This window comes from Asticcacaulis excentricus CB 48 (assembly GCF_000175215.2).
GTDB lineage: Bacteria > Pseudomonadota > Alphaproteobacteria > Caulobacterales > Caulobacteraceae > Asticcacaulis > Asticcacaulis excentricus.
Genome location: NC_014818.1, coordinates 69391 through 89295 on the forward strand (window position 1 = coordinate 69391; position 19905 = coordinate 89295).

At 60.3% G+C, this 19905-nt stretch carries 15 protein-coding genes; 3 read left to right on the plus strand and 12 right to left on the minus strand.

Annotation, left to right across the window (positions count from 1 at the left end; translation table 11 throughout):
- The first annotated feature begins 152 nt into the window (after nt 1-152).
- Nucleotides 153-1136: an inositol 2-dehydrogenase gene (gene iolG, locus ASTEX_RS17765; protein ID WP_013481020.1), complete on the plus strand. Its 984-nt coding sequence runs from the start codon at nt 153-155 to the stop codon at nt 1134-1136.
- Here the strand turns inward: iolG and ASTEX_RS17770 are convergent.
- The 9 genes from ASTEX_RS17770 to cyoA form a co-directional block, all read right to left on the minus strand.
- Nucleotides 1126-3423, minus strand: coding sequence for a GH92 family glycosyl hydrolase (locus ASTEX_RS17770; RefSeq protein WP_013481021.1), 2298 nt, complete (start codon nt 3421-3423; stop codon nt 1126-1128). The two genes, iolG and ASTEX_RS17770, sit on opposite strands and share 11 nt — an antisense overlap.
- Nucleotides 3424-3427: 4 nt before the next feature.
- Nucleotides 3428-4438 carry an ABC transporter permease gene (locus tag ASTEX_RS17775; RefSeq protein WP_013481022.1) on the minus strand — a complete coding sequence of 337 codons (1011 nt, stop codon included), beginning with the start codon at nt 4436-4438 and terminating at the stop codon, nt 3428-3430.
- Nucleotides 4438-5979, minus strand: coding sequence for a sugar ABC transporter ATP-binding protein (locus tag ASTEX_RS17780; RefSeq protein WP_013481023.1), 1542 nt, complete (start codon nt 5977-5979; stop codon nt 4438-4440). Before ASTEX_RS17780 ends, ASTEX_RS17775 begins: the two co-directional genes overlap by 1 nt.
- A gap of 7 nt (nt 5980-5986) precedes the next feature.
- The gene (locus ASTEX_RS17785; protein ID WP_013481024.1) at nt 5987-6949 is read right to left on the minus strand and encodes a substrate-binding domain-containing protein; all 963 of its coding nucleotides are present in this window, start codon (nt 6947-6949) and stop codon (nt 5987-5989) included.
- 147 nt (nt 6950-7096) lie between these two features.
- Nucleotides 7097-8596, minus strand: a complete 1500-nt coding sequence (locus tag ASTEX_RS17790) for a CoA-acylating methylmalonate-semialdehyde dehydrogenase (protein WP_013481025.1) — start codon at nt 8594-8596, stop codon at nt 7097-7099.
- 153 nt (nt 8597-8749) lie between these two features.
- Nucleotides 8750-9193 carry a cytochrome o ubiquinol oxidase subunit IV gene (gene cyoD / locus ASTEX_RS17795; protein ID WP_013481026.1) on the minus strand — a complete coding sequence of 148 codons (444 nt, stop codon included), beginning with the start codon at nt 9191-9193 and terminating at the stop codon, nt 8750-8752.
- Nucleotides 9193-9870 (minus strand): cytochrome o ubiquinol oxidase subunit III, encoded by a 678-nt coding sequence (gene cyoC, locus ASTEX_RS17800; RefSeq protein WP_013481027.1) that lies wholly within the window; start codon nt 9868-9870, stop codon nt 9193-9195. Before cyoC ends, cyoD begins: the two co-directional genes overlap by 1 nt.
- A 2-nt stretch (nt 9871-9872) precedes the next feature.
- Nucleotides 9873-11900, minus strand: coding sequence for a cytochrome o ubiquinol oxidase subunit I (gene cyoB, locus ASTEX_RS17805; RefSeq protein WP_013481028.1), 2028 nt, complete (start codon nt 11898-11900; stop codon nt 9873-9875).
- A gap of 46 nt (nt 11901-11946) precedes the next feature.
- Entirely contained in the window at nt 11947-12912 is a 966-nt protein-coding gene (cyoA, locus tag ASTEX_RS17810) for a ubiquinol oxidase subunit II (protein ID WP_049781787.1), read from the minus strand.
- Nucleotides 12913-13293: 381 nt separating this feature from the next.
- On the opposite strand from cyoA, the gene ASTEX_RS17815 reads away from it, so the two are divergent.
- Nucleotides 13294-13725, plus strand: a complete 432-nt coding sequence (locus ASTEX_RS17815) for a hypothetical protein (protein ID WP_013481030.1) — start codon at nt 13294-13296, stop codon at nt 13723-13725.
- 214 nt (nt 13726-13939) lie between these two features.
- On the opposite strand, the gene ASTEX_RS17820 is transcribed toward ASTEX_RS17815, so the two are convergent.
- On the minus strand, nt 13940-14650 hold the full coding sequence (locus tag ASTEX_RS17820; RefSeq protein WP_013481031.1) for an SURF1 family protein: 711 nt from the start codon (nt 14648-14650) through the stop codon (nt 13940-13942).
- A gap of 227 nt (nt 14651-14877) precedes the next feature.
- Here ASTEX_RS17820 and ASTEX_RS17825 point away from each other — a divergent pair, with 227 nt between their 5' ends.
- Nucleotides 14878-16023, plus strand: a complete 1146-nt coding sequence (locus ASTEX_RS17825; protein WP_013481032.1) for a hypothetical protein — start codon at nt 14878-14880, stop codon at nt 16021-16023.
- Between the two features lie 38 nt (nt 16024-16061).
- Here the strand turns inward: ASTEX_RS17825 and ASTEX_RS17830 are convergent, their stop codons facing one another.
- Both ASTEX_RS17830 and kduI read right to left on the minus strand, forming a co-directional pair.
- A complete protein-coding gene (locus ASTEX_RS17830) occupies nt 16062-18929 on the minus strand; it encodes a M16 family metallopeptidase (protein ID WP_013481033.1) in 2868 nt (955 codons plus the stop codon).
- A gap of 125 nt (nt 18930-19054) precedes the next feature.
- Nucleotides 19055-19903 carry a 5-dehydro-4-deoxy-D-glucuronate isomerase gene (gene kduI, locus ASTEX_RS17835; protein WP_013481034.1) on the minus strand — a complete coding sequence of 283 codons (849 nt, stop codon included), beginning with the start codon at nt 19901-19903 and terminating at the stop codon, nt 19055-19057.
- Between the last annotated feature and the right edge of the window lie 2 nt (nt 19904-19905).

Genomic DNA, 19905 nt, shown 5'->3' on the forward strand with positions numbered 1-19905 from the left:
GCATTTTCCAAGTTGACACAATATGGAATATTTGTTCCAAAACACAAAGCCAAACGTGGAACCCTGCAATCTAAAGTGCGGGTTTCAAAAATGGAATAAATATTTCAAAGCGGGATCAGGCCTGCTGCCAGACCCAAACCAAAGGAAACGCAATGTTTGAAGTGGCTGTTATCGGCGCCGGGCGTATCGGTCGTATCCACGCCAGAAATGTCGCCGCACACCCGGCCTTACACCTGAAGGCCATTGTCGATCCGGTGGGCGACAGCGCGGCGGAACTGGCGAAGGCGCTGGGGTCTGAGGTTTCGACCTTTGAGGCCGTATTAGCCGACCCGAAAGTCAAGGGTGTGATCATCGCCTCACCGACAGATCAGCACCTGACGCAGACGCTTCAATGCATCGCGGCGGGCAAGGCGGTCCTGTGCGAAAAGCCGCTGGATCAGGATCTGGAAACCGCACGCGGAGCCGCAGCGCAACTGGGTGGGGATAAACCGCTTCTGTTGGGCTTCAATCGTCGTTTCGACCGCCATTTCGGGGCTCTGAAACAGCAGCTTGAGGCCGGGCGTATCGGCGCGCTGGAAAGCCTTTTGATCGTCAGCCACGATCCCGCGCCGCCGCCGGTGTCCTACGTCAAGGTATCGGGAGGCCTGTTCAAGGACATGGCTATCCACGATTTTGACATGGCGCGCTTTATTCTGGGCGAAGAGATCGTCGAGGTCTATGCAGCGGCGGCCTGTCTGGTCGATCCGGCCATCGGTGAGGCGGGGGATGTGGACACCGCGAAGACGACGCTGAAAACCGCCTCTGGTCGTCTGTGCGTCATCAGCAATTCGCGCCGTTCCGGCTATGGCTACGATCAGCGCCTCGAAGCCTATGGGCAGAAGGGGCTTCTGAAAGCCGACAATGTGCTGGAAAGCACGGTGGCGCACTGGGGGGCCGAAGGTCCGGTGCTCGATGCCTTCCAGAACTTTTTCCTCGACCGCTATGCCGAGGCCTATCGTAGCGAAATCGCGCACTTTGCCGACATCGTGGCGGGTAAGGCCAAGCCGATGGTGGGCTATGACGATGCCGTGCGCGCGCTGGAACTGGCCGAAGCGGCGGCCTATTCGGTCGCCACCGGTCAGGTCGTCAGGGTTTAGTAAACTGGGTGGCCCAGCCATTGGGTTGGGCCGCCATATCCAGCTCCAGCGTACCGCCCCTGATCAGCTCGGCATGGGTGAGCCACGCGCGGTCGATCATCTTGCCATTCAGACGCGCACCCGTGACATAGAGATTGGTCTCAGAGGTGTTGGGCGCGACGATCTGAAAGGTCTTGCCGCCGTCAAGGTGAATGGTCGTCTTCCGGAACACGGGTGAGCCGATGTAGTAGAAGGGCTGCCCCGCATTGGGATAGAGCCCCAGACTGGCCCAGACGTACCATGAGGACATGGTGCCCGCGTCGTCATTGCCGGGCAGGCCATTGCGCGTCGGCTTATAGTGCATAGTCAGGATCCGCCGCACACGCTCGGCGGTGCGATCCGGACGCCCGGCGTGGATATAGAGCCAGGGGGCCAGAATATCGGGCTCATTGCCCTGAAGGTAATAGCCTTCGTCAAACAACCGGTCGAGCCAGCGCACAAAGCCTTCGCGCCCGCCCGTTTTCGCCATCAGCCCATCGACATCGTGCGGTACGTAGGTCGAATACTGCAGCGAATTGCCCTCATAGAACGGGGCCTCCCACCACGGGCCGGACTTGTCCGGATAGTCATAGGTGCAGGTGAAGTTTTCCAGCCAGCGTCCGTTTGCATAGCGCGGACGGATGCAGCCCAGATCATCGTCCCACAGCTTTTTCCACGCCTCGGCGCGTTTGAGATAGCGGGCCTGAACGGCTTTGTCACCCAGATGCGCGGCCACAGAGGCGATGGCGAAGTCGTTATAGGCGTATTCGAGCGTGCGCGACGCCGAGCGCGTCTGGCTCATCGAGACATAGCCCAGAGACAGATAGTCCTTCAGCACGCGCCCCTGAAGGAAGGGCTTGTCGCTTTCGACCTCGCCATTCTTAAGCAAGGCGGCATAGGCCTGTTTGACATCAAAGCCACCGAGGTTTTTGACGACGGCATCGGCGATCAGCACATCGCCGTTCGATCCTCCCTGCGTCATGCCATTGGCCCCGGCGATGCGTGAATCCGGCAGCCAGCCCGTATGGGCATAGGTATCGATCAGCGAGCGGATCATGTCGCGCTGGCGCTGCGGCTGGATGATGGTCATCAGCGGATGCAGGGTACGGAACGTATCCCACAGGGTATAGAAATCCTCGTAATGGGGCTCGTTTGAGTTCCACCAGACGTTCTCGCCGCTCAGGTCGTGCGGCATGGTGTGGCTGCGGTAGAGTCCCGAATAGAAGTTGCGTTTCTGGGTGTCGTCGCCGCCTTCGACCTCGATTTTGGAGAGCGCGCCGTTCCACAGATCGCGTGCCCTTTCGTGCTGCGCATCGAAGTCCCACCCAGGCAGTTCGGCGGCGAGATTGGCTTTGGCCTTTTCGACGCTAATGAAAGAGACAGCCAGCTTCATCTGCACGACAGAGCTGTTCGTCGTATCGAACGTCATGAAACCACCCAGCCGGTTCGAAAACTCCTGCTCAGTGTCGTATTCGATCATAAGCCCCTGACGGTTTGCGGCGCTCTTGGTCTGATTGCCGCCGTCCAGACGCCCGGTGCCGGTCTGAATCTGGGCCTCGCCCTGTCGGGCTCTCCACGCCCCGTATTTTACCGCTGGTCGGTCGAACACAGCGTAGAAGTAGAGCTTGTAGGGGGCCGGGTTCCAGCCGCCTTCAAAGCTGGCCCAGCCGGAGAGGGTGTGGTCGTCCACCACCTCGACCTGTGCCGCCGTGGTGCGTTGACCACTCCCGCGCAGACCGATGACAGAAGTGGCGTCGAGCACAAACTGACCGGGCGCGCCCTTGGGGAAGGTCACGCGCTGGAAGCCTACCAGTCGTGAGGCCGTCAGTTCGACACGCACGGCCTTTGACGGATCATTGGCCAGGGTTACGGCATAATAGCCGGGCGAGGCCATCTCATCGTGCCTGGCGAAAACCAGATGGTTGACGCCCAGTTCACCAGACGTCGGGGTGACGCGGAAATTGCCGTACTTGCTGGTGCCGCCGGTTCCGGTGACGTGGGTGAAGCTGAAGCCCAGAATGGCGCTTTTGGAGTCGTAGCCATTGGTGTCGCCATTGGCCGTATCCGGGCTCAAGGAGATAAAGCCAAAGGGGATGCCCGCGCCGGGGACTGTATTGCCACCGTCATCAACGCCTACGAACGGGTTGGCCAGAACCGTATAGTCCGGGGTCGCCGTCTGCTGCGCCCCAGCCGGAACACTGAGGGTGCACAGGGCCGCTGCCAATATCAGGGCGCGGACCGAACCGCTACGTTTCAAACCATAGGACATACGATCAGACCTTTCCACGATGCGATTTGGCGTAGGCATCAAAGGCGACGGCCGCGACGATGATCAGGCCGATCACCACCTGCTGGAAATAGGACGACACGTGCATGATGACGAGCCCGTTCGACAGCACCCCGATGAGCAGCGCTCCGATAAGCGTGCCGCGGATATTGCCCGCGCCGCCCGACAGGCTGGCCCCGCCGATCACGACCGAAGCGATGACGCGCAGTTCGTAATTGATGCCCGCCACGGCCTCTGCCGAACCGAGGCGAGCCGACAGCAAAAAGCCCGACAGCCCAGCCAGAAAGCCAACGATCACATAGACGCTGATCAGTATCGCCTTGACATTGATCCCGGCCAGGCGTGCGGCTTCGGCATTACCGCCTACCGCATAGACCTGCCGCCCGAAGCGCGTATAGCGCAGTGTCACATGCCCGGCCAGCGCGACGAGGGCAAAAAGGATGACCGGCACCGGTACACCCAGAACCGTCCCCGTGCCCCACCAGCGATAGCCGGCATCAAAGCCGGAAATCGGCCCGCCGTCATTGAGGATCAGTGTTGCCCCGCGCCAGATGGTCATCCCCCCGAGTGTCACGATAAAGGCGGGCACCTTCAGCCAGGTAATCGTTTTGCCGTGCGCATAGCCTGCCGCCAGACCAATGGCTGAGGCGACGCTGAGCGCCACCAGCCATTGCGGCAGGTCGCCGCCCATATGCTGCACCACCCAGGCGGCGGCAATCGCCGCAAAGGCCAGCAGTGAGCCTACCGCCAGATCGACCCCGGCGGTGAGGATGACGAAAGTCATGCCGACGGCGATGACGCCATAGATCGACACCTCGGTCAGTATGTTAAGCGCATTGCGCAGCGACAGAAAGCGCGGGTTCCAAGCTGCGAACCCGACAATCAGCAGCAGCAGAAACAGGGTCGTCCCCCAAGTCCGCAAAAAGGCCACCGTGTCGAAGGGCGGCTTGGCCGGGGGCGCAGGCAGGTCAGGGGCGGGGGCAGGGGTGGACGTCATCAATGGGACTCAAGGGTTGGAGGCTTGGGGGCGCTGCCGGTGGCCATCAGCGCCATCAGGGTTTCTTCATCCGCAGCGGCGGCTTCCAGTGTGCCGGTGATGCGGCCTTCGCGGAAGACGATGATACGATCGCTGACGGCCATCACTTCGGGCAGTTCGGAGGAGATGACGATGACCGCCATGCCTTCGGACGCCATGTCAAACAGGACCTGATGCACGTCAGCCTTGGCGCCGACATCAATGCCACGTGTCGGTTCATCGACGATCAGCACCTTGGGGGACAGGGCCATGCAGCGCGCCAGAAGCACCTTCTGCTGATTGCCGCCAGACAGGGTGCCTATGGCGGCTTCGGCACTGCTCATGCGGATGCGCAGCTTCTGCCGGAAGGTTTCGACGAGGCGGCGCTCGGCCCCCTCATCGACGAAGCCGCCGGGACGCGACAGGGCCTTCAGCCCTGATAGCGAAAGGTTATGGCGGATAGAGTGATCGAGAAAACAGCCCTGCTGCTTACGGTCTTCGGGCACCAGCGCGATTCCAGCGTCCAGGGCCTGCGCCGGGGAGGCGATGTCGAGCGCGCGGCCACATAACTGGATGCGCCCGCTATCCTTGCGGTCGGCCCCATAAAGCACGCGCGCCAGATCCGTGCGTCCTGCGCCGACCAGCCCGGCCAGACCAACGATTTCTCCGGCGTTCACCTCAAAAGAAATATTGTCGAGGGAGGTGCCGCGCGCCTCATGCGCGCCACGTCGGCGGCTAACCCCTTCGATCCGCAGAACTGGCGTCGGTGCGACCTGACGCGCAGGGCGCTTGAGAAAGGCGACATCGCGCCCGATCATCAGGCGCACCATGTCATCGATACTGACGTCTGACACCTGACCGCTGGCCACAAAACGCCCATCGCGCAACACCGTATAGGCGTCACAGATGGCCTTCACCTCCTTCAGGCGGTGGGTGACATAGATGACCGCGATGCCGCGTGCTTTAAGTGTGCCAACGATGCGGTGCAGTATGTCCACTTCACGCGGGCTGAGCGCCGCTGTGGGTTCGTCCATAATAATCAGCTTCGCCTGAAGCGTCATGGCTCTGGCGATTTCGACCATCTGCTGATCTGCGACATTGAGGCGGCTGACCTCCAGATCGGGATCGAGGCTGAGACCCAGATCGTTCAGAATGCGGCAGGCATCGGCGCGCATCTGCCGATGATCAATCAGGCCCAAGCGCAGGGGTTCACGCCCCAGATAGAGGTTTTCAGCGACGCTCAGGAAGGGCTGAAGGTTGAACTCCTGATAGATGGTAACAATGCCCGCCTTTTGCCGCTGGCTGGGCGTATCGTCGGGGCGGAGAGGCTTCCCGTCAAAGGTAAGCGTCCCACCGTCGCTGCCCTGCGCCCCGGCCAGTATTTTCAGGAGCGTCGATTTGCCCGCGCCGTTTTCTCCCAGCAGGGCATGAACCTCGCCTGCTTCGACGCGCAAGCTCGCCCCGCCCAGCGCCACGACACCGGGAAAACGCTTGGTGATTTCACTGGCTTCGAGCAGGGCCATGGTCGGCCTACTTCACTTCGCCAATGCGCGACGCCTGAGCGAGCGTGTCGCGGGTGATCAGCACCGGCGTCAGACTTTTGGAGACAATCGGGGTTTTGTCTTTCAGATTGGCCACGACAGCGCGCAGAGCCGATCGGATCTGCTCGCCCGGATTCTGTTCGACGCTGGCGGCCATTTCGCTGTCGCGGATACGTTCCAGCGCTTCGGGAATCGCATCGAAGCCCAAAACGGCTATCTGCTGCGTCGTAAAGCCTGCGCCGCGAATGGCCTCAAGCGCGCCCATGGCCATGTCGTCATTAAGGCAAAGGATGACGTCCGGATGCGCGCCGCCCATCGACGTGAGGACGTTCTGGGTGACGCTAAGCGCCTGATCCCGCTTGGAATTGCCGGTCTGTTCGGCGACGATCTGATAGGTCGCACCGCCCGCCGCCAATCCTTCATGCACGCCCTTGACGCGCTCAATTGAAGAGGTGCTGCCCGGATCATTCGTGATGACGACGACCTTGGCCCCCTTGGGGTAGGTCTTGACCACCCAGTCTGCCATGGCTCGCCCGCCTTCGACATTATTGGCCCCAAAATGCGGCACCGGGTGTTTTCCGCCGCCGATCTGACGATCGACGGACACGACCAAGGTCTTTTCGTCGATCAGGGCGTCGGTGGCCGAGGCCAGCGCCTTGGAGTCGGTGGGGGCGATGATTACCGCCGAGATGCCCTGGACGCGCGCGGCCTCCAGATCGGACACCTGCTTGGAGGAGTTGTTCTGACCGTCCAGCACCTGTACCTTTACACCGAGCTTTTTGGCCTCGTCCTCCAGATCGCGGCGCATGGCCACGAAGAAGGGTTGTGACAGGTCACTGAAGCTGACGACGATGCCGTCGGTAGCGGAGGCGGAACCGGATTTCTGACAGGCGGTCAGGCCCAGACCAAGGCCAAGACTGGCGGCCAGCAGGTGGCGGCGGTTAATCGACATAGAGTTCCTCCCGTGGAACCGTGCGCCTTACGGCTGCGTCATCTGTTCTATGTCCGGGGCGAAGGCGTGTGGCAGGGTGCCCCGGATGGACGTGCCGATTGGTCGGCTTGTTTTGTTTAGATAGTAAATGGAATTTTTATTCCAGCGTCAACGCATAGTCGGAATAATGAAGCTGGAATCGTGACTCTGGCCCGCGCGCGGCCATCTTTGTGTAACGGTTTTGGTGCGGGTATAGAAACGCACGCCATCGATGCCATATTGGTTGAGGTCGCCGAAACCGGAGCGCTTCCAGCCGCCGAAGCTGTGATAGGCGACTGGGACGGGGATGGGGACATTGATGCCGACCATGCCGACCTCAACCTGTGAGGCGAATTCGCGCGCCGCGTCGCCGTTGCGCGTGAAGATAGCCACGCCATTGCCATACGGGTGTTGCGACGGCAGGCGGATGGCCTCTTCCAAGGTCCTAGCCCGCACGATTTGCAGCACCGGACCGAAGATTTCGTCCTGATAGGTCTGCATGGCGGGGGTCACGTGATCGAACAGGCTGGGGGCCAGGAAGAAGCCCTCCTCATGCCCCTGAAGTTTGAAGCCCCGCCCGTCGAGCACCAACTCAGCCCCCTCATCGACGCCCATCTGGATATAGTGTTCGATGCGCGCCTTGTGCGCCGCCGACACGACCGGGCCATAGTGGGCCTCGGCATCGGTCGAGACACCGACGCGCAAGCCTTCGGCCGCCGCCAGAAGCTTCGGCCGCAGACGCTCCGCCGTCTCTTCGCCCACCGGCACCACCACAGGCAGCGCCATGCAACGTTCGCCGGCAGAGCCATAGGCGGCCCCCATTATATCGGCCACCGCCTGATCGAGATCGGCATCAGGCAGGACGATGCCGTGGTTCTTTGCGCCGCCCATGCACTGCATCCGCTTGCCGTTTTGCGACCCGCGACCATAGACGTATTGCGCGATGTCAGACGAGCCGACGAAGCTCACGGCGCGGATATCGGGGTGATCAAGTATGGCATCAACCACCACCTTGTCGCCGTGCACGACATTGAGCACGCCTTCGGGCAGACCAGCCTCCAGCAGCAGCTCCGCCAGCCGCACGGGGACGGAAGGGTCACGCTCGGACGGCTTGAGGATGAAGGCATTGCCGGTGGCCAGCGCCGGTGCGAACATCCACATGGGGATCATGGCCGGGAAGTTGAATGGCGTGATGCCGGCCACGACACCCAGTGGCTGACGCATCGAAAAGACGTCAATGCCAGGCCCGGCGCCTTCTGTATATTCGCCTTTCAGCAGATGCGGGATGCCGCAGACGAACTCAACGACCTCCAGCCCACGCTGAATATCGCCCTTCGCATCGGAAATGACCTTGCCATGCTCGGATGCCAGAAGATGCGCCAGCGCGTCCATGTCACGTTCCAGCAAGCGTTTGAACTCAAACATCACCCGCGCGCGGCGCTGCGGATTAAGCGCGGCCCAACCCGCCTGCGCCACCTTCGCCACCGCTACGGCCTGAGCCAGCTCCTCCGAGGTGCCCAGATCGACCTTCGCCTGAACCCGGCCGGTATTCGGATCGAACACCTCACCGACCCGGCCCGACACCCCCGCTACCGCCTGCCCGCCGATAAAGTGTGAGATATGTCGCATGGGTTTCCACCTGTCAGGGCTAATCTTTGACGTTTTGGAAAAATTATTTCATATAATTTAATTTTGCAATGATCATTTTATTTTATCAGACGGCATAAGAAAACCGCCCAGACAAAGTCCGGGCGGTACGGTGTCGTCAATGAGGGCGGGGGCTTAACCCATACCGCCGCCGCTCATCATGCCGGGGGCCATGTTGTGGTTGAGATGCGTCATCACCCACAAGGAGCCAACGATCAGGATGCCGACAATAATCGCCGTGAAGATAAAAGCGAGATTGTTCCACACCTGGCTCGAGGAGCTGTTCATGTGCAGGAAATAGCGCAGGTGCACCACAATCTGGATCACGCCAAGGATCAGGATGACCGGCACCAGGGTCGCGGCCGGCAGAAGCTTCAGCATGGTCAGGGCGAACGGAATAGCCGTCAGAATGACCGACAGACTAAAGCCGATCAGATAGTCCTTCACCGAGGCGTGGCCCGCGCCATGATCGCGGCCATGGCCCTGACCATGCTGGAGCTTATCCACCGCATGGTGGTCTGCCAGCGAGGTATGCGGGTCCTTGGCGGGGTGCAGGGTGGGTTTGTCAGGGATGTGCATCAGGCGGCTCCCATCAGATAGACGATGCTGAAAACGCCGATCCAGATGATGTCGAGGAAGTGCCAGAACAGGCTCAGTTCCATCATGCGGATACGGTTGGCGGGGGTGAGGCCGCGGCGGAACAAGTGGACGAACATGACACCCATCCAGATCAGGCCCGACGTGACGTGCAGGCCGTGCGTGCCGACCAGCGTAAAGAAGGCCGACAGGAAGGCCGACCGGTCGGGACCGGCACCTTCGTGGATCAGGTGGTTGAACTCATAAAGTTCCATGCCCATGAAGCCAAGGCCCAGAAGCCCGGTCACGGCCAGCCAGCCCAGAACGCCGTTCAGCTTGTTGTTCTGCATCGAAATCATCGACAGACCGAAGGTCAGCGACGACAGCAGAAGCAGCGAGGTTTCGATGGCGACGAAGCCGAGATCGAACAGCTCACGGCCATTGGGGCCGCCTGCGGTTGCGTCCTTCAGCACCGCGTAGGTGGCAAACAGGGTCGCAAAGATCAGGCAATCGCTCATCAGGTAGATCCAGAAGCCGAGTGTAACCTTGGCCTCTTCGTCGTGGTGATGGTGATCGTGCGTGTCGTGGACGTCGTTCGGATTGTGGTCGTAGGCCGATTCCAGCTGTTGCTTGAAAGCGCCCACGGGGTTTTCCGCCGGATTAACGGGGGTGCTGCTCATGGTTACGCCTCCGTCGTTTTGAGCTTGGCGAAGCGCGCGTCTTCGATAGCCTTGATCTCGTCAGGCTGGACGTAATAGTCGCGGTCTTCATTGAAGGTTTGCAGGATGGCCAGACCGATCATGCCGATCAGGGTGACGACAGCCAGCCACCAGATGTGCCAGACGAGCGCGAAGCCGAACGAAATGCTGGCCAGACCGATCAGCAGGCCGGTTGCCGTATTGCGCGGCATGTGGATTGGCTCATAGGCCTTGGGCTGGATATAGGCCTGACCCGTCTGCTTGGCGTCCCAGAAGGCATCGTGGTTCCCGATGGCCGGGGTGACGGCGAAGTTATAGAAGGGCGGCGGCGAAGAGGTCGCCCATTCCAATGTGCGGCCATCCCATGGGTCACCGCTATCGTCGCGCAGCTCATCGCGCTTCCAGATGGAATAGCCGATCTGCACGATCTGGGCGATGATGCCGGCGAAGATGATCAGGGCACCGATGGCGGCGACGATCAGGTACTGATGCCAGACGGGGTTGTCCATGTGGCTCAGGCGGCGGGTCATGCCCATCAGGCCCAGCGCGTAGAGCGGCATGAAGGCAACGTAGAACCCGATCAGCCAGCACCAGAAGCTGACCTTGCCGATGCCCGAATGCAGGCGGAAGCCGAAGGCCTTCGGGAACCAGTAGTTCAGGCCCGCGATACAGCCAAACAAAACGCCGCCGATGATGACATTGTGGAAGTGGGCAATCAGGAAGACCGAGTTATGCAGCACGAAGTCTGCCCCCGGAATGGCCAGCATGACGCCGGTCGCGCCGCCGATGACGAAGGTGATGATGAAGCCCATGGTCCACAGCATCGGTACTTCGAGGCGCACGCGGCCGCGGTACATGGTGAACAGCCAGTTGAACACCTTAACCCCGGTGGGGATCGAGATGATCATCGTTGAGATGCCAAAGAAGGCGTTGACGTTGGCACCTGCGCCCATGGTGAAGAAGTGGTGCAGCCATACGATGAAGGACAGAATAGCAATACACATGGTCGCATAGACCATGGCGTCATAGCCAAACAGACGCTTGCGGCAGAAGGTGGCCACGATCTCCGAGAAGATACCGAAGGCGGGCAGGACAAGGATGTACACTTCCGGGTGACCCCAGGCCCAGATCAGGTTGACGTACATCATGGCGTTGCCACCGCCGTCATTGGTAAAGAAGTGCATCCCCAGATAGCGGTCGAGGCCCAGCAGCGCCAGAGTGACGGTCAGAATGGGGAAGGCGGCGACGATGAGGATGTTGGCGGCCAGTGTCGTCCAGGTGAAGACCGGCATTCGCATCAGGGTCATACCCGGCGCACGCATCTTGAAGATGGTCGCAATCAGGTTCACCCCGGACAGCGTTGTGCCTATCCCGGAAATCTGGATGGCCCAGAGATAATAATCCACCCCAACACCGGGTGAGAACTGTAGTCCCGACAGTGGCGCATAGGCTAGCCAGCCCGTGTGCGCGAATTCACCGATGACCAGCGAGACGTTGATCAGCACCGCACCCGCCGCCGTGAACCAGAAGCTGAGGCTATTCAGATACGGGAAGGCAACGTCGCGCGCCCCGATCTGAAGTGGCATAATGACGTTCATCAGGCCGATTACGAAGGGCATGGCGACGAAGAAGATCATGATCACGCCGTGCGCGGTGAAGATCTGGTCAAAGTGGTCGGGCGGCAGGAAGCCCGCGCCGCCTGCCGAGGCCAATGCCTGTTGCGCGCGCATCATCAGGGCGTCGGCAAAGCCACGTAGCAGCATGATGAGGGCCAGGATGATGTACATCACGCCGATCTTCTTGTGATCAACGCTGGTCAGCCACTCTTTCCACACATAGGGCCAGAGCTTGAAATAGGTGGTCAGGCCGAGAACGAGCACGGCGGCACCGACCATACCGGCACCGGCCCCCATGATAATGGGGTCGTGCCACGGCACGGAGCTGATATCGAGTTTACCGAAGAGGAAGCGAAGAACGGGGTCTTCGTGGAGTTCGGCGACAGGGCTGGACATGGGTTATAATCTTTTTACGGGTCAAACGGTGGGGGCGGCGCGGAACTCAGCTTTCCGGAATGGCGCGGTTCAGCGCCACCTTGTCGGCCGTCTTGTTTTTGGACGTCAGAATTTCTGGGGCAACGCAATCGACCGCGCCGGGCACCAGATTCTTCATCATCGCCATGTTGAAGGCGTCTTCCTTACACAGGCCACCATCGGCGCAGCCGTTGAGTATCTTGGTAAAGAGGGCGGGCTGAACCGCCGCATAATAGGCCGGCGCTTTCAGGGTGCTTTTCTGATGCAGGGTCTTGTAGGCGCCGGTATCAAGTGTCTGACCGGACGCCTTGGCGCTGGCTACCCACGCGTCGAAACCGGTCTGATCCACGGCCTTCGCCTTGAACTTCATTTCGGCAAACCCGAAGCCCGAATAGTTGGCCGAAATGCCGTCATAGACACCGGCGTGGTCGGCGCGCAGCGACAGGTGGGTCTGCATGCCGTTCATGGCGTAGATCTGCGTGCCGAGCTGCGGTATGAAGAAGGAGTTCATCACGCTGGCTGAGGTGATCTCAAAATGAACCGGCACGCCGACGGGCATTGCCATTTCGTTGACCGTGGCGATACCGTACTGCGGATAGATGAACAGCCATTTCCAGTCGAGCGCCACGACCTGCACCTCGATGGGAGTCACGCCTACCTTGTCGGCGGCGGCCTCGACCTTTTTGTGCGGGTCAAGCTCGTGCGTCGAAATCCACGTCACTGTGCCGAGCGCAATAATGATCAGTGTCGGGATGGCCCAGACCACGGCTTCGATGCGGTTGGAGTGCTCGAAATTCGGATCATAGGTGGCCTTAGTGTTGGACGCGCGGTAACGCCAGGCGAACCACAGCGTCATGACGATCACCGGCACGACCGGTATCAGCATGAGCAGGGTAGCGAGGATGATCAGGTCCTTTTGCGCGAGACCGACCGGACCTTTGGGGTCCATCAGCGCCCAGTCACAGCCGCTCAAGGAGACGGCGGCGGTCACCATCAGGCCCGCGATTAGGCCTTTGCGGATCAGGTTCCTGCCTTCAAAAAAATTCAGATGCACGACGCGTTCACCGAAGTAAGTCCCGCATGCGGGAGGTTTTCAAATGTCAAAGCGTTCGCGTCCTAATGAAATTGCGGAGAAGCGCAAGGGACAAATTGTCTCAGGCGCATAGGCCGCAGACTGTTAACCATGTGGGTAATTTTGTTATTTGAAATTCGGCACTTATGTAAAAAATGCGTGAGGGTCGCCGCCTCTGGGGATAAATAAATGACGCATGTGTCAGATTGCCGCAGATTCCGCTTGCGCAAACCGTTGCGGCGCGTAACACTGAGACAAATTGACGCTTTCGTGAGTTTTGGCGTCAAGTTTGGAGGAACTGATATGACGGATGCTCTGCACACCTACCGTTTCGGACCGGTCGTCAAGATTGCCCTGCTCAGCGCGGCCCTGCTTCAAATTGTCGCAGGCGTATTGCTGATGTCGCAGGCCTATCTGGCGGGCGGCACCGTCCTGCAGCAGTTTTCGGGCGTGGTGCTGGGGATGATCCCGGTCTCAATCGCCCTGTTCCTGACGCCGGTCCTATGGCGTTGTGAACTGCGCGTCTTTGAAGACCGTCTGGAGTATCAGGGTATCCTGCTCGACATCGCTATTCCGCGCGATCACATTGTCGCCGCCGTTGCCCCGCGTCGTGGGCTGGGCATGTTCGACGTGTCGCTGGAACTGGTCAATGCGCCCTTCCGCCGCTTGCATCTGGCCATTATGGACCGCAATGAGGAGCGACTGGCGCGTTGGCTGAACAATGTGCATGCCTGATTGCTGATCCGCAGGGTTGAAACGAGAAGAAAAAAAGGCGCTCGTCCATCGGACGGGCGCTTTTGTTTTGGGTATGACGTTGGTCGAAAAACAGCAAAAAGGACGTTCGAGGCAGACCTAGGGGGACACAATCGATTGGGCAAAAGCGGCGCGAAGCGGTGATTTAAGGCAAACACGCGTCACGCCTTTTCCCAACTTTTCGTGCTTATCTGGGCTAATTCCCGCCCTCACGCCCACCGCGACGGCTCAACCATAAACTGACGCCGGCCAGTCCGCCCGCCAGAGTGAACCACGTGATCGCATATACCAGATGATTGTTGGTAAAGCGCACCACAGTTAGGCCGCCCTGCGGTAAGCCGCCCGGCACCGGCATGGCCTCCGCATCGATGAACCACCCGGGGAGCGCCACCTGACGCACTTTAGCGATTTGCGCGACGTCACGCAGGAACCATTGGTCTTTTGTCGGGTCATTGGGCTGCGAGAACAGCCAGCCCTTGTTCTGGCTCATGCGGATAAGGCCCGTGACCTGCACCTCACCTGACACCTGCCCGGCGGCGCGCGTGGCCGGGTCGCGTTTGTCGGTCGGTACGTAGCCGCGATTGATCATCACCGTGCCGTCTGGCGTTTCCAGCGGCGTCATCACCCAGTAGCCGGCCCCCAGATCGGTCAGGGCATAGACCTGTGTCTCCTTATCGTGGCGGAAATGCCCTCGCAGCGTCACGCGACGGTATTCATCGCGTTCCGCTGTAAAGGCGGGCCAGCCCCCCGGTCCTGCCCGCAAAGGCTGCGGTGCGGCATTGATGCGGGCATTTACGGTTTCGATCAGCGCCGTTTTCCACATCAGGCGCTGCACCTGCCACACCCCCAACGCGGTCAGGCCCAGTACGGCTACAAAGATGACGACAAGGGCCAGAAGACGACGCATTGCACTTCCTTTTGCGAGGGCATCGCAGGCCCTATAGGCCATCATTTCGCATTATGCACGAAAATGTGTCATTGGAGAGGGTTCACAGAGACAACTGACCGGTGTTTATTTACCCTGCATTAACCGTGTGATCTCATATGTCGCGGTTGCATAAGTGGCGTACCTTAAAGAGACGCATGGTCGCAACGGGCGGCCGGCGAGTTGCAGAGTCGGGCGGGGGGCCTCTTATGGTATTTGAAATGTCAGGCGGACAAAGAGACGTTCGCAGCCTCGCCAACCTTAGCGAGACGGCTTCGACCTCGCGCGTGCTCAACCTCGGTCTCGTGTACCGCACACATGGTGAACAGGCGGAGTACCGGCAAAAGCCGTTCTTCGCCAACCAGCAAATGAACCGCGCCCTGATCCTCAAACACACCTTGCGCGCCAACGAGCAGGACCTGTTCACCAAGCCACGGCGTACGACGACCAAGATCATCCTGCCCTTTGATCTTGATGACCTTAAGCTGGGAGGGCAGTCGATCCTGATCGGGCAGATCGGTTACGAGGCTTTTCTCCGCAACATCTATAACACCAAGGCGGTCGCGGCCCTGCCGGATGTTGAAGTGCTGCGAGCGCTTGACGAACTGCCTTCGCTCGATCCGTTTCTGGTGCGTGAGCATCTGGGCCGCCGTGGCTATAGACCCGCAGCCTGCTACCTCTATATCACTCAGGCCGATATTGCCCGCATGATAGGCTTTGCCAATGGCGAGATCGAGAGCCTTGTGCGCGAAGCCTTCGGCACCACCATGCAGCAGGCGACGCTGAAGCTGGCCGGCAAGATCTTGGCCAATGAGCTGGATAATGAACTTGATCCGCTGCGCATGACGCTGCGCCTTTCGACCGCGGAATTCTCTGACGGAATCTTTTCCTGGCGCGGCTTCCTTTATTTCAAATGGCGCTATACGGAGCTTCAGGGGGAGCTGAACAAGGTGCTGAACGGGCTGGCCACCTATCAGCCCATGCTGACGCGTGACAAGTCAGTGCTGGAGTTTCTGGGCGACATCCGCCCGCGTCTGGCACGGCGCATTTCACATGCCATTGTCGCGGTTGGGCGCACACTTGCCATTTATGATCAGGCCTATCTGGCCCTCACGAAAGGGCGCGATCCAGGTCCATTCCGCCGCTTTTTGCTGGAAGGGCCGTCGCTTTTTTTCGAGCTTGGCGAGCGGATCGGCATCCTTAGCCATATTAGCTCGTTCTGGAGCTATCGCATGGCGCGTGTGCACCGGCTCCAGAGATTGTCGGCGGAAGAGTATGCCGAACTCCTGATGGACTATTCCGACAGCCTGTCTGCGCTTTATATCGACGAAGAAAATACGGCCCAGAACTGGTAACGCGTACCTTATAAAGTAAAAGCGCCCTCCGCTGACGATCAGCGGAAAGGCTCAACCTTCTGAACCGGACCGTAGCCCAGCGCGTCCAGTCGTTTAGCCTGTGTGGCTGCGTCACCGACCACCACGAGGATCATACGATCCGTATTGAGATAAGTGCGTGCGATCTCTTGCACGGCGGCCTTATCCAGAGTGGCAAGTGTTGCGCTTTCCTGTGCGATATAATCCGCCGGTAAACCCTCATCGCCGATGCGGGCCAGAAGTCCCAGCTTCGCACGCAGGGTCTGGAAGGACCGCGCCCGGGCCTTGGTCAGCGACTCCTTCGTCAGAGCAAGGTCTGCCTCCGTATAGGTCGAGCCAAAGTCGCGCATAATATCGCGCATCAGCGCCGCCGATTCCAGCGTGACATTGGCGCGCACGGGCGCATTCATCTGAAAACGCCCGCCCGTCGTGCCGCCGGCAAAGCGCGAGTCGGCCGCATAGGTATAACCTTTGCCCTCCCGCAGTTCCTGCGTCAGGCGCGACGCAAAGCCCCCGCCGCCCAGAATGTAGTTCGCCGCATACCCTTTGAACCAGTCGTCCGAGGCGCGGGCAGGTCCCGGCCGCACAAACAAAAGCGCTGACTGCTTTGCACCCGCCACGTCATAAAAGAGGACCTGCGTCCGCTCCGGCGCGGTAAAGGCGATACTGCCGGCCGGTTGCAGTGGCTCCCCCTTCCACTGTGCCGCCAACGGAGCAAAGGCCTTGGCGACCTCGGCTTCGCTGATTGCGCCGGCGACACGGATGCGGGCGTTTTGCGGCGAATAGGTGAGTTTCACAAAGCTCTTCAGGTCGTCCAGAGTGAGGCTGGCAACCGACTCCGGTGTGCCACGCACATCGTTCGACAGCACCCGACCTTTATAGAGGGCCTGTCGCATCACAAGTTCCGCCAGTTCCTCCGGCTCGGCGCGCGAGGCCTGAATACCTGCGACCGCGGCGGATTTGGCCAGCGCCAGCTCCCCCGCCTCCCAGCGCGGGGCCGTGAGCATTTCGGTTATAAGGGCGGCCGTGGTGTTGAAGTTACGCGCCAGCGTCGTGCCGCTGATGAGCGTTCGCTCTTCACCAACCGACACCGAAAGGCTGGCCCCCAGACCTTTAAGAGCATTCTGGAATTGTTCACGTGTGCGGGTTTTCGTGCCACGCATAAGCATATCGGCGACAAGGCTGGCGGCGCCCGGTTTGGCCGGATCGTCGCGCAACTGACCGCCATCAATGGCGATCTGGAATGAGACGACGGGCAGCTCATGATCTTCGATTCCACTTACACCCAGGCCGTTGGACAGGGCCGTTTTCCAGATGGCGGGCGTGCGGATCTGGGGTGTCGGTCCGGCAGGTGGTTCGACACTTCGGTCAATCCGCGAAGGGGTGCGCGCGACCGCGGTGCGCCCGGCCGTCTGATCGACCGCCGCTTCGGCCCCCAGTACAATGGCTTCTTCGGCCTCGACCGTGGCCGGTTGCGACCCCGTGAGGGCCAGCGCGTCCTGACCCTTGGGCAGGGTGCCTAGCTCCAGACGCGGTCGTCCCGCGACATAGCGATCCAGCGCCGCCATCAGGTCCGCCGGCTTTGTGGCTTTCAGACGCTGAAGATAGCTGTCAACCATGTCCGGACGCCGGGTCTGGGTTTCGGAGTTGGCAATCATCTGCACCTTGCCGATAACGCTGCCCACTTGCTGATAGAGGGCGGCCTCTCTGGTTGCTTTCAGGCGCTCGAGCTTGTCAGTGCTGATGCCCTCGCGTTTGAAGCGTTCTATGCCGTCGTTGACCGCTGCAAGAACCTTGTCGAGCGGCACGTTTTCAAAGGCCCTCACCTGTATAAAGCCGAGGCCCGCCATTTGATTATCCCAGGTGGACCCATCCACCCCATCGCTAAGCTTCGCCTCATCGACAACGGCGCGATAGACGGGTCCATCAGGCGCTTCTGTCAGGGCCGCAAACAGGAGCTCTGTAGCCACCGCATCAGGTGCGGTGCTTTCCGGCGTCGGCCACGCCAGAGTGAGCTTGGGAAGAGGCGCAAAGGCATCGACGTGGCTGAGGCGGCGCGTGGCTTTCAGGCTGGCCGGGCGGGGAGCTGGGATGGCCGCTGGCTGTCCGGCCTTGAATTCCCCAAAATAACGCTCAACCCACTGTCGGGTCTGAGCGGGGTCAAAGTCCCCCGAAATCACCAGTGTCACATTGTTAGGCACGTACCAGCGACGGTAAAAGCCGCGCACATCTTCAAGCGAGGCTGCTGATAAATCGGCCAGAGAGCCGATGGTCGTCCAGCTATAGGGGTGATCGGGCGCGAACAGGTTAGACTGGATAATTGGCAATTCCTGACCGTAGGGGACATTGTCTACTCGCTGCCGCTTCTCGTTCTTAACGACCTCGATCTCCTTGGCAACGACCGCCGGAGTGACCGTATTGATAAAGAAACCAAGCTTGTCCGACTCCGCCCACAGCATCTTTTCCAGGGCGTCATTCGGCACGGTCTGCAGATAGACCGTCTGGTCCATGCTGGTATAGCCATTGGCCCCTTCCCCGCCGACCCGAGCGGAGAGCTTGTCCAGACCGCCGGGTCCGAGATTTTCGGAGTCTAGGAAGAAGAGATGCTCGAACAGGTGTGCAAAGCCCGTTCGGCCCTGCGTTTCCCGCCCTGAGCCCACATGGGCGACCAGCGCTACTGCGACAACGGGGTCTGAGCGGTCCACATTCATCACGACGCGCAGGCCGTTGGGCAGAGTATAGACCTCTGTCGGGATCAGCGACGCGGTAGCGGCCGATGAGGGGATGGGCGCTTTGGCGGCGGGCTGCGCATAGGCGGGCGTATACCCCAGTGAGACGACCAGAGTGAGGGCTGCGGCCATGCGCAAACGACGAACAGATATGGTCATGATCAATGGCTCCCCGCCCTATGCATCTGTGGTCGGAAGATGTGTGTTACCTTACCTTCGCCTAAGCGAAACCGGATAACGATGTAACCATTAATGGGAGAAGGCGACAAGCCCGTGATTTGTGTTCAGGCGAGCTGGCACAGGTCAAGTTCGCTGAAATCGCCATAGTCGAGGTTTTCGCCGCCCATAGCCCAGATGAAGGCGTAGTTGGACGTGCCCGCCCCGCAATGGATCGACCACGGCGGGCAGATAATGGCGTCTTCATTGGCGGCGACGAGATGGCGCGTGTGACCCGGCTGACCCATGAAGTGAAAGACGCGATCACTTTCACCCATCTGAAAGTAGAAATAGGCTTCTGAGCGGCGGTCATGCAGATGCGGCGGCATGGTGTTCCACACATTGCCGGGCTTAAGCAGCGTCAGGCCCATCAGCAACTGCGCCGAACGGCAGATGCGCGGCACAATCAATTGATGGATAATGCGCTCGTTTGAGGTCTGAAGGCTGCCGCGTTCCAGCGGGTGGCTGCCCGACAGGGGGATGTGCTGGGTGGGGTAGCTGAAATGCGACGGGGTAGAGGCGAGGTAGAAGCGTGCCGGGGTCGCGGCGTCCACGCTTTCAAAGGTCACCTCGCCTGTATCCGCGCCGATATAGAGAGCATCGAGCGGGCTGAGGACATAGGCGACCCCCTCAACGCGCACCACGCCGGCACCGCTGCCGACATTGACGACGCCCATTTCGCGGCGTGTCAGAAAGGATGAACCGGCCGCCGAGGCCGGCTCACTTACCATAGGCAGGGCAACGCGCTGCTCTACCGGGGCGGCCCCGCCGATGACCAGACGTTCCTGATGCAGATAGTTGAACCTGACCGCTTCGGGAGCGAACAGTCCGGTGATCAGATAGCGGTCGCGCAGGGTCTGCGTATCAGCGAGCGCCAGTTGGTCGGGGTGGGTGGCGTAATAGGTCTTTAAAAACATGA

Coding starts and splice junctions, on each gene's coding strand:
- ASTEX_RS17830 (WP_013481033.1), bottom strand. CDS start 18,929: ATGACCATATCTGTTCGTCGTTTGCGCATGGCCGCAGCCCTCACTCTG.
- ASTEX_RS17825 (WP_013481032.1), top strand. CDS start 14,878: ATGGTATTTGAAATGTCAGGCGGACAAAGAGACGTTCGCAGCCTCGCC.
- cyoD (WP_013481026.1), bottom strand. CDS start 9,193: ATGCACATCCCTGACAAACCCACCCTGCACCCCGCCAAGGACCCGCAT.
- ASTEX_RS17775 (WP_013481022.1), bottom strand. CDS start 4,438: ATGACGTCCACCCCTGCCCCCGCCCCTGACCTGCCTGCGCCCCCGGCC.
- cyoC (WP_013481027.1), bottom strand. CDS start 9,870: ATGAGCAGCACCCCCGTTAATCCGGCGGAAAACCCCGTGGGCGCTTTC.
- cyoA (WP_049781787.1), bottom strand. CDS start 12,912: ATGGTGACCGCCGCCGTCTCCTTGAGCGGCTGTGACTGGGCGCTGATG.
- ASTEX_RS17770 (WP_013481021.1), bottom strand. CDS start 3,423: ATGTCCTATGGTTTGAAACGTAGCGGTTCGGTCCGCGCCCTGATATTG.
- ASTEX_RS17790 (WP_013481025.1), bottom strand. CDS start 8,596: ATGCGACATATCTCACACTTTATCGGCGGGCAGGCGGTAGCGGGGGTG.
- kduI (WP_013481034.1), bottom strand. CDS start 19,903: ATGTTTTTAAAGACCTATTACGCCACCCACCCCGACCAACTGGCGCTC.
- ASTEX_RS17780 (WP_013481023.1), bottom strand. CDS start 5,979: ATGGCCCTGCTCGAAGCCAGTGAAATCACCAAGCGTTTTCCCGGTGTC.
- ASTEX_RS17815 (WP_013481030.1), top strand. CDS start 13,294: ATGACGGATGCTCTGCACACCTACCGTTTCGGACCGGTCGTCAAGATT.
- cyoB (WP_013481028.1), bottom strand. CDS start 11,900: ATGTCCAGCCCTGTCGCCGAACTCCACGAAGACCCCGTTCTTCGCTTC.
- iolG (WP_013481020.1), top strand. CDS start 153: ATGTTTGAAGTGGCTGTTATCGGCGCCGGGCGTATCGGTCGTATCCAC.
- ASTEX_RS17820 (WP_013481031.1), bottom strand. CDS start 14,650: ATGCGTCGTCTTCTGGCCCTTGTCGTCATCTTTGTAGCCGTACTGGGC.
- ASTEX_RS17785 (WP_013481024.1), bottom strand. CDS start 6,949: ATGTCGATTAACCGCCGCCACCTGCTGGCCGCCAGTCTTGGCCTTGGT.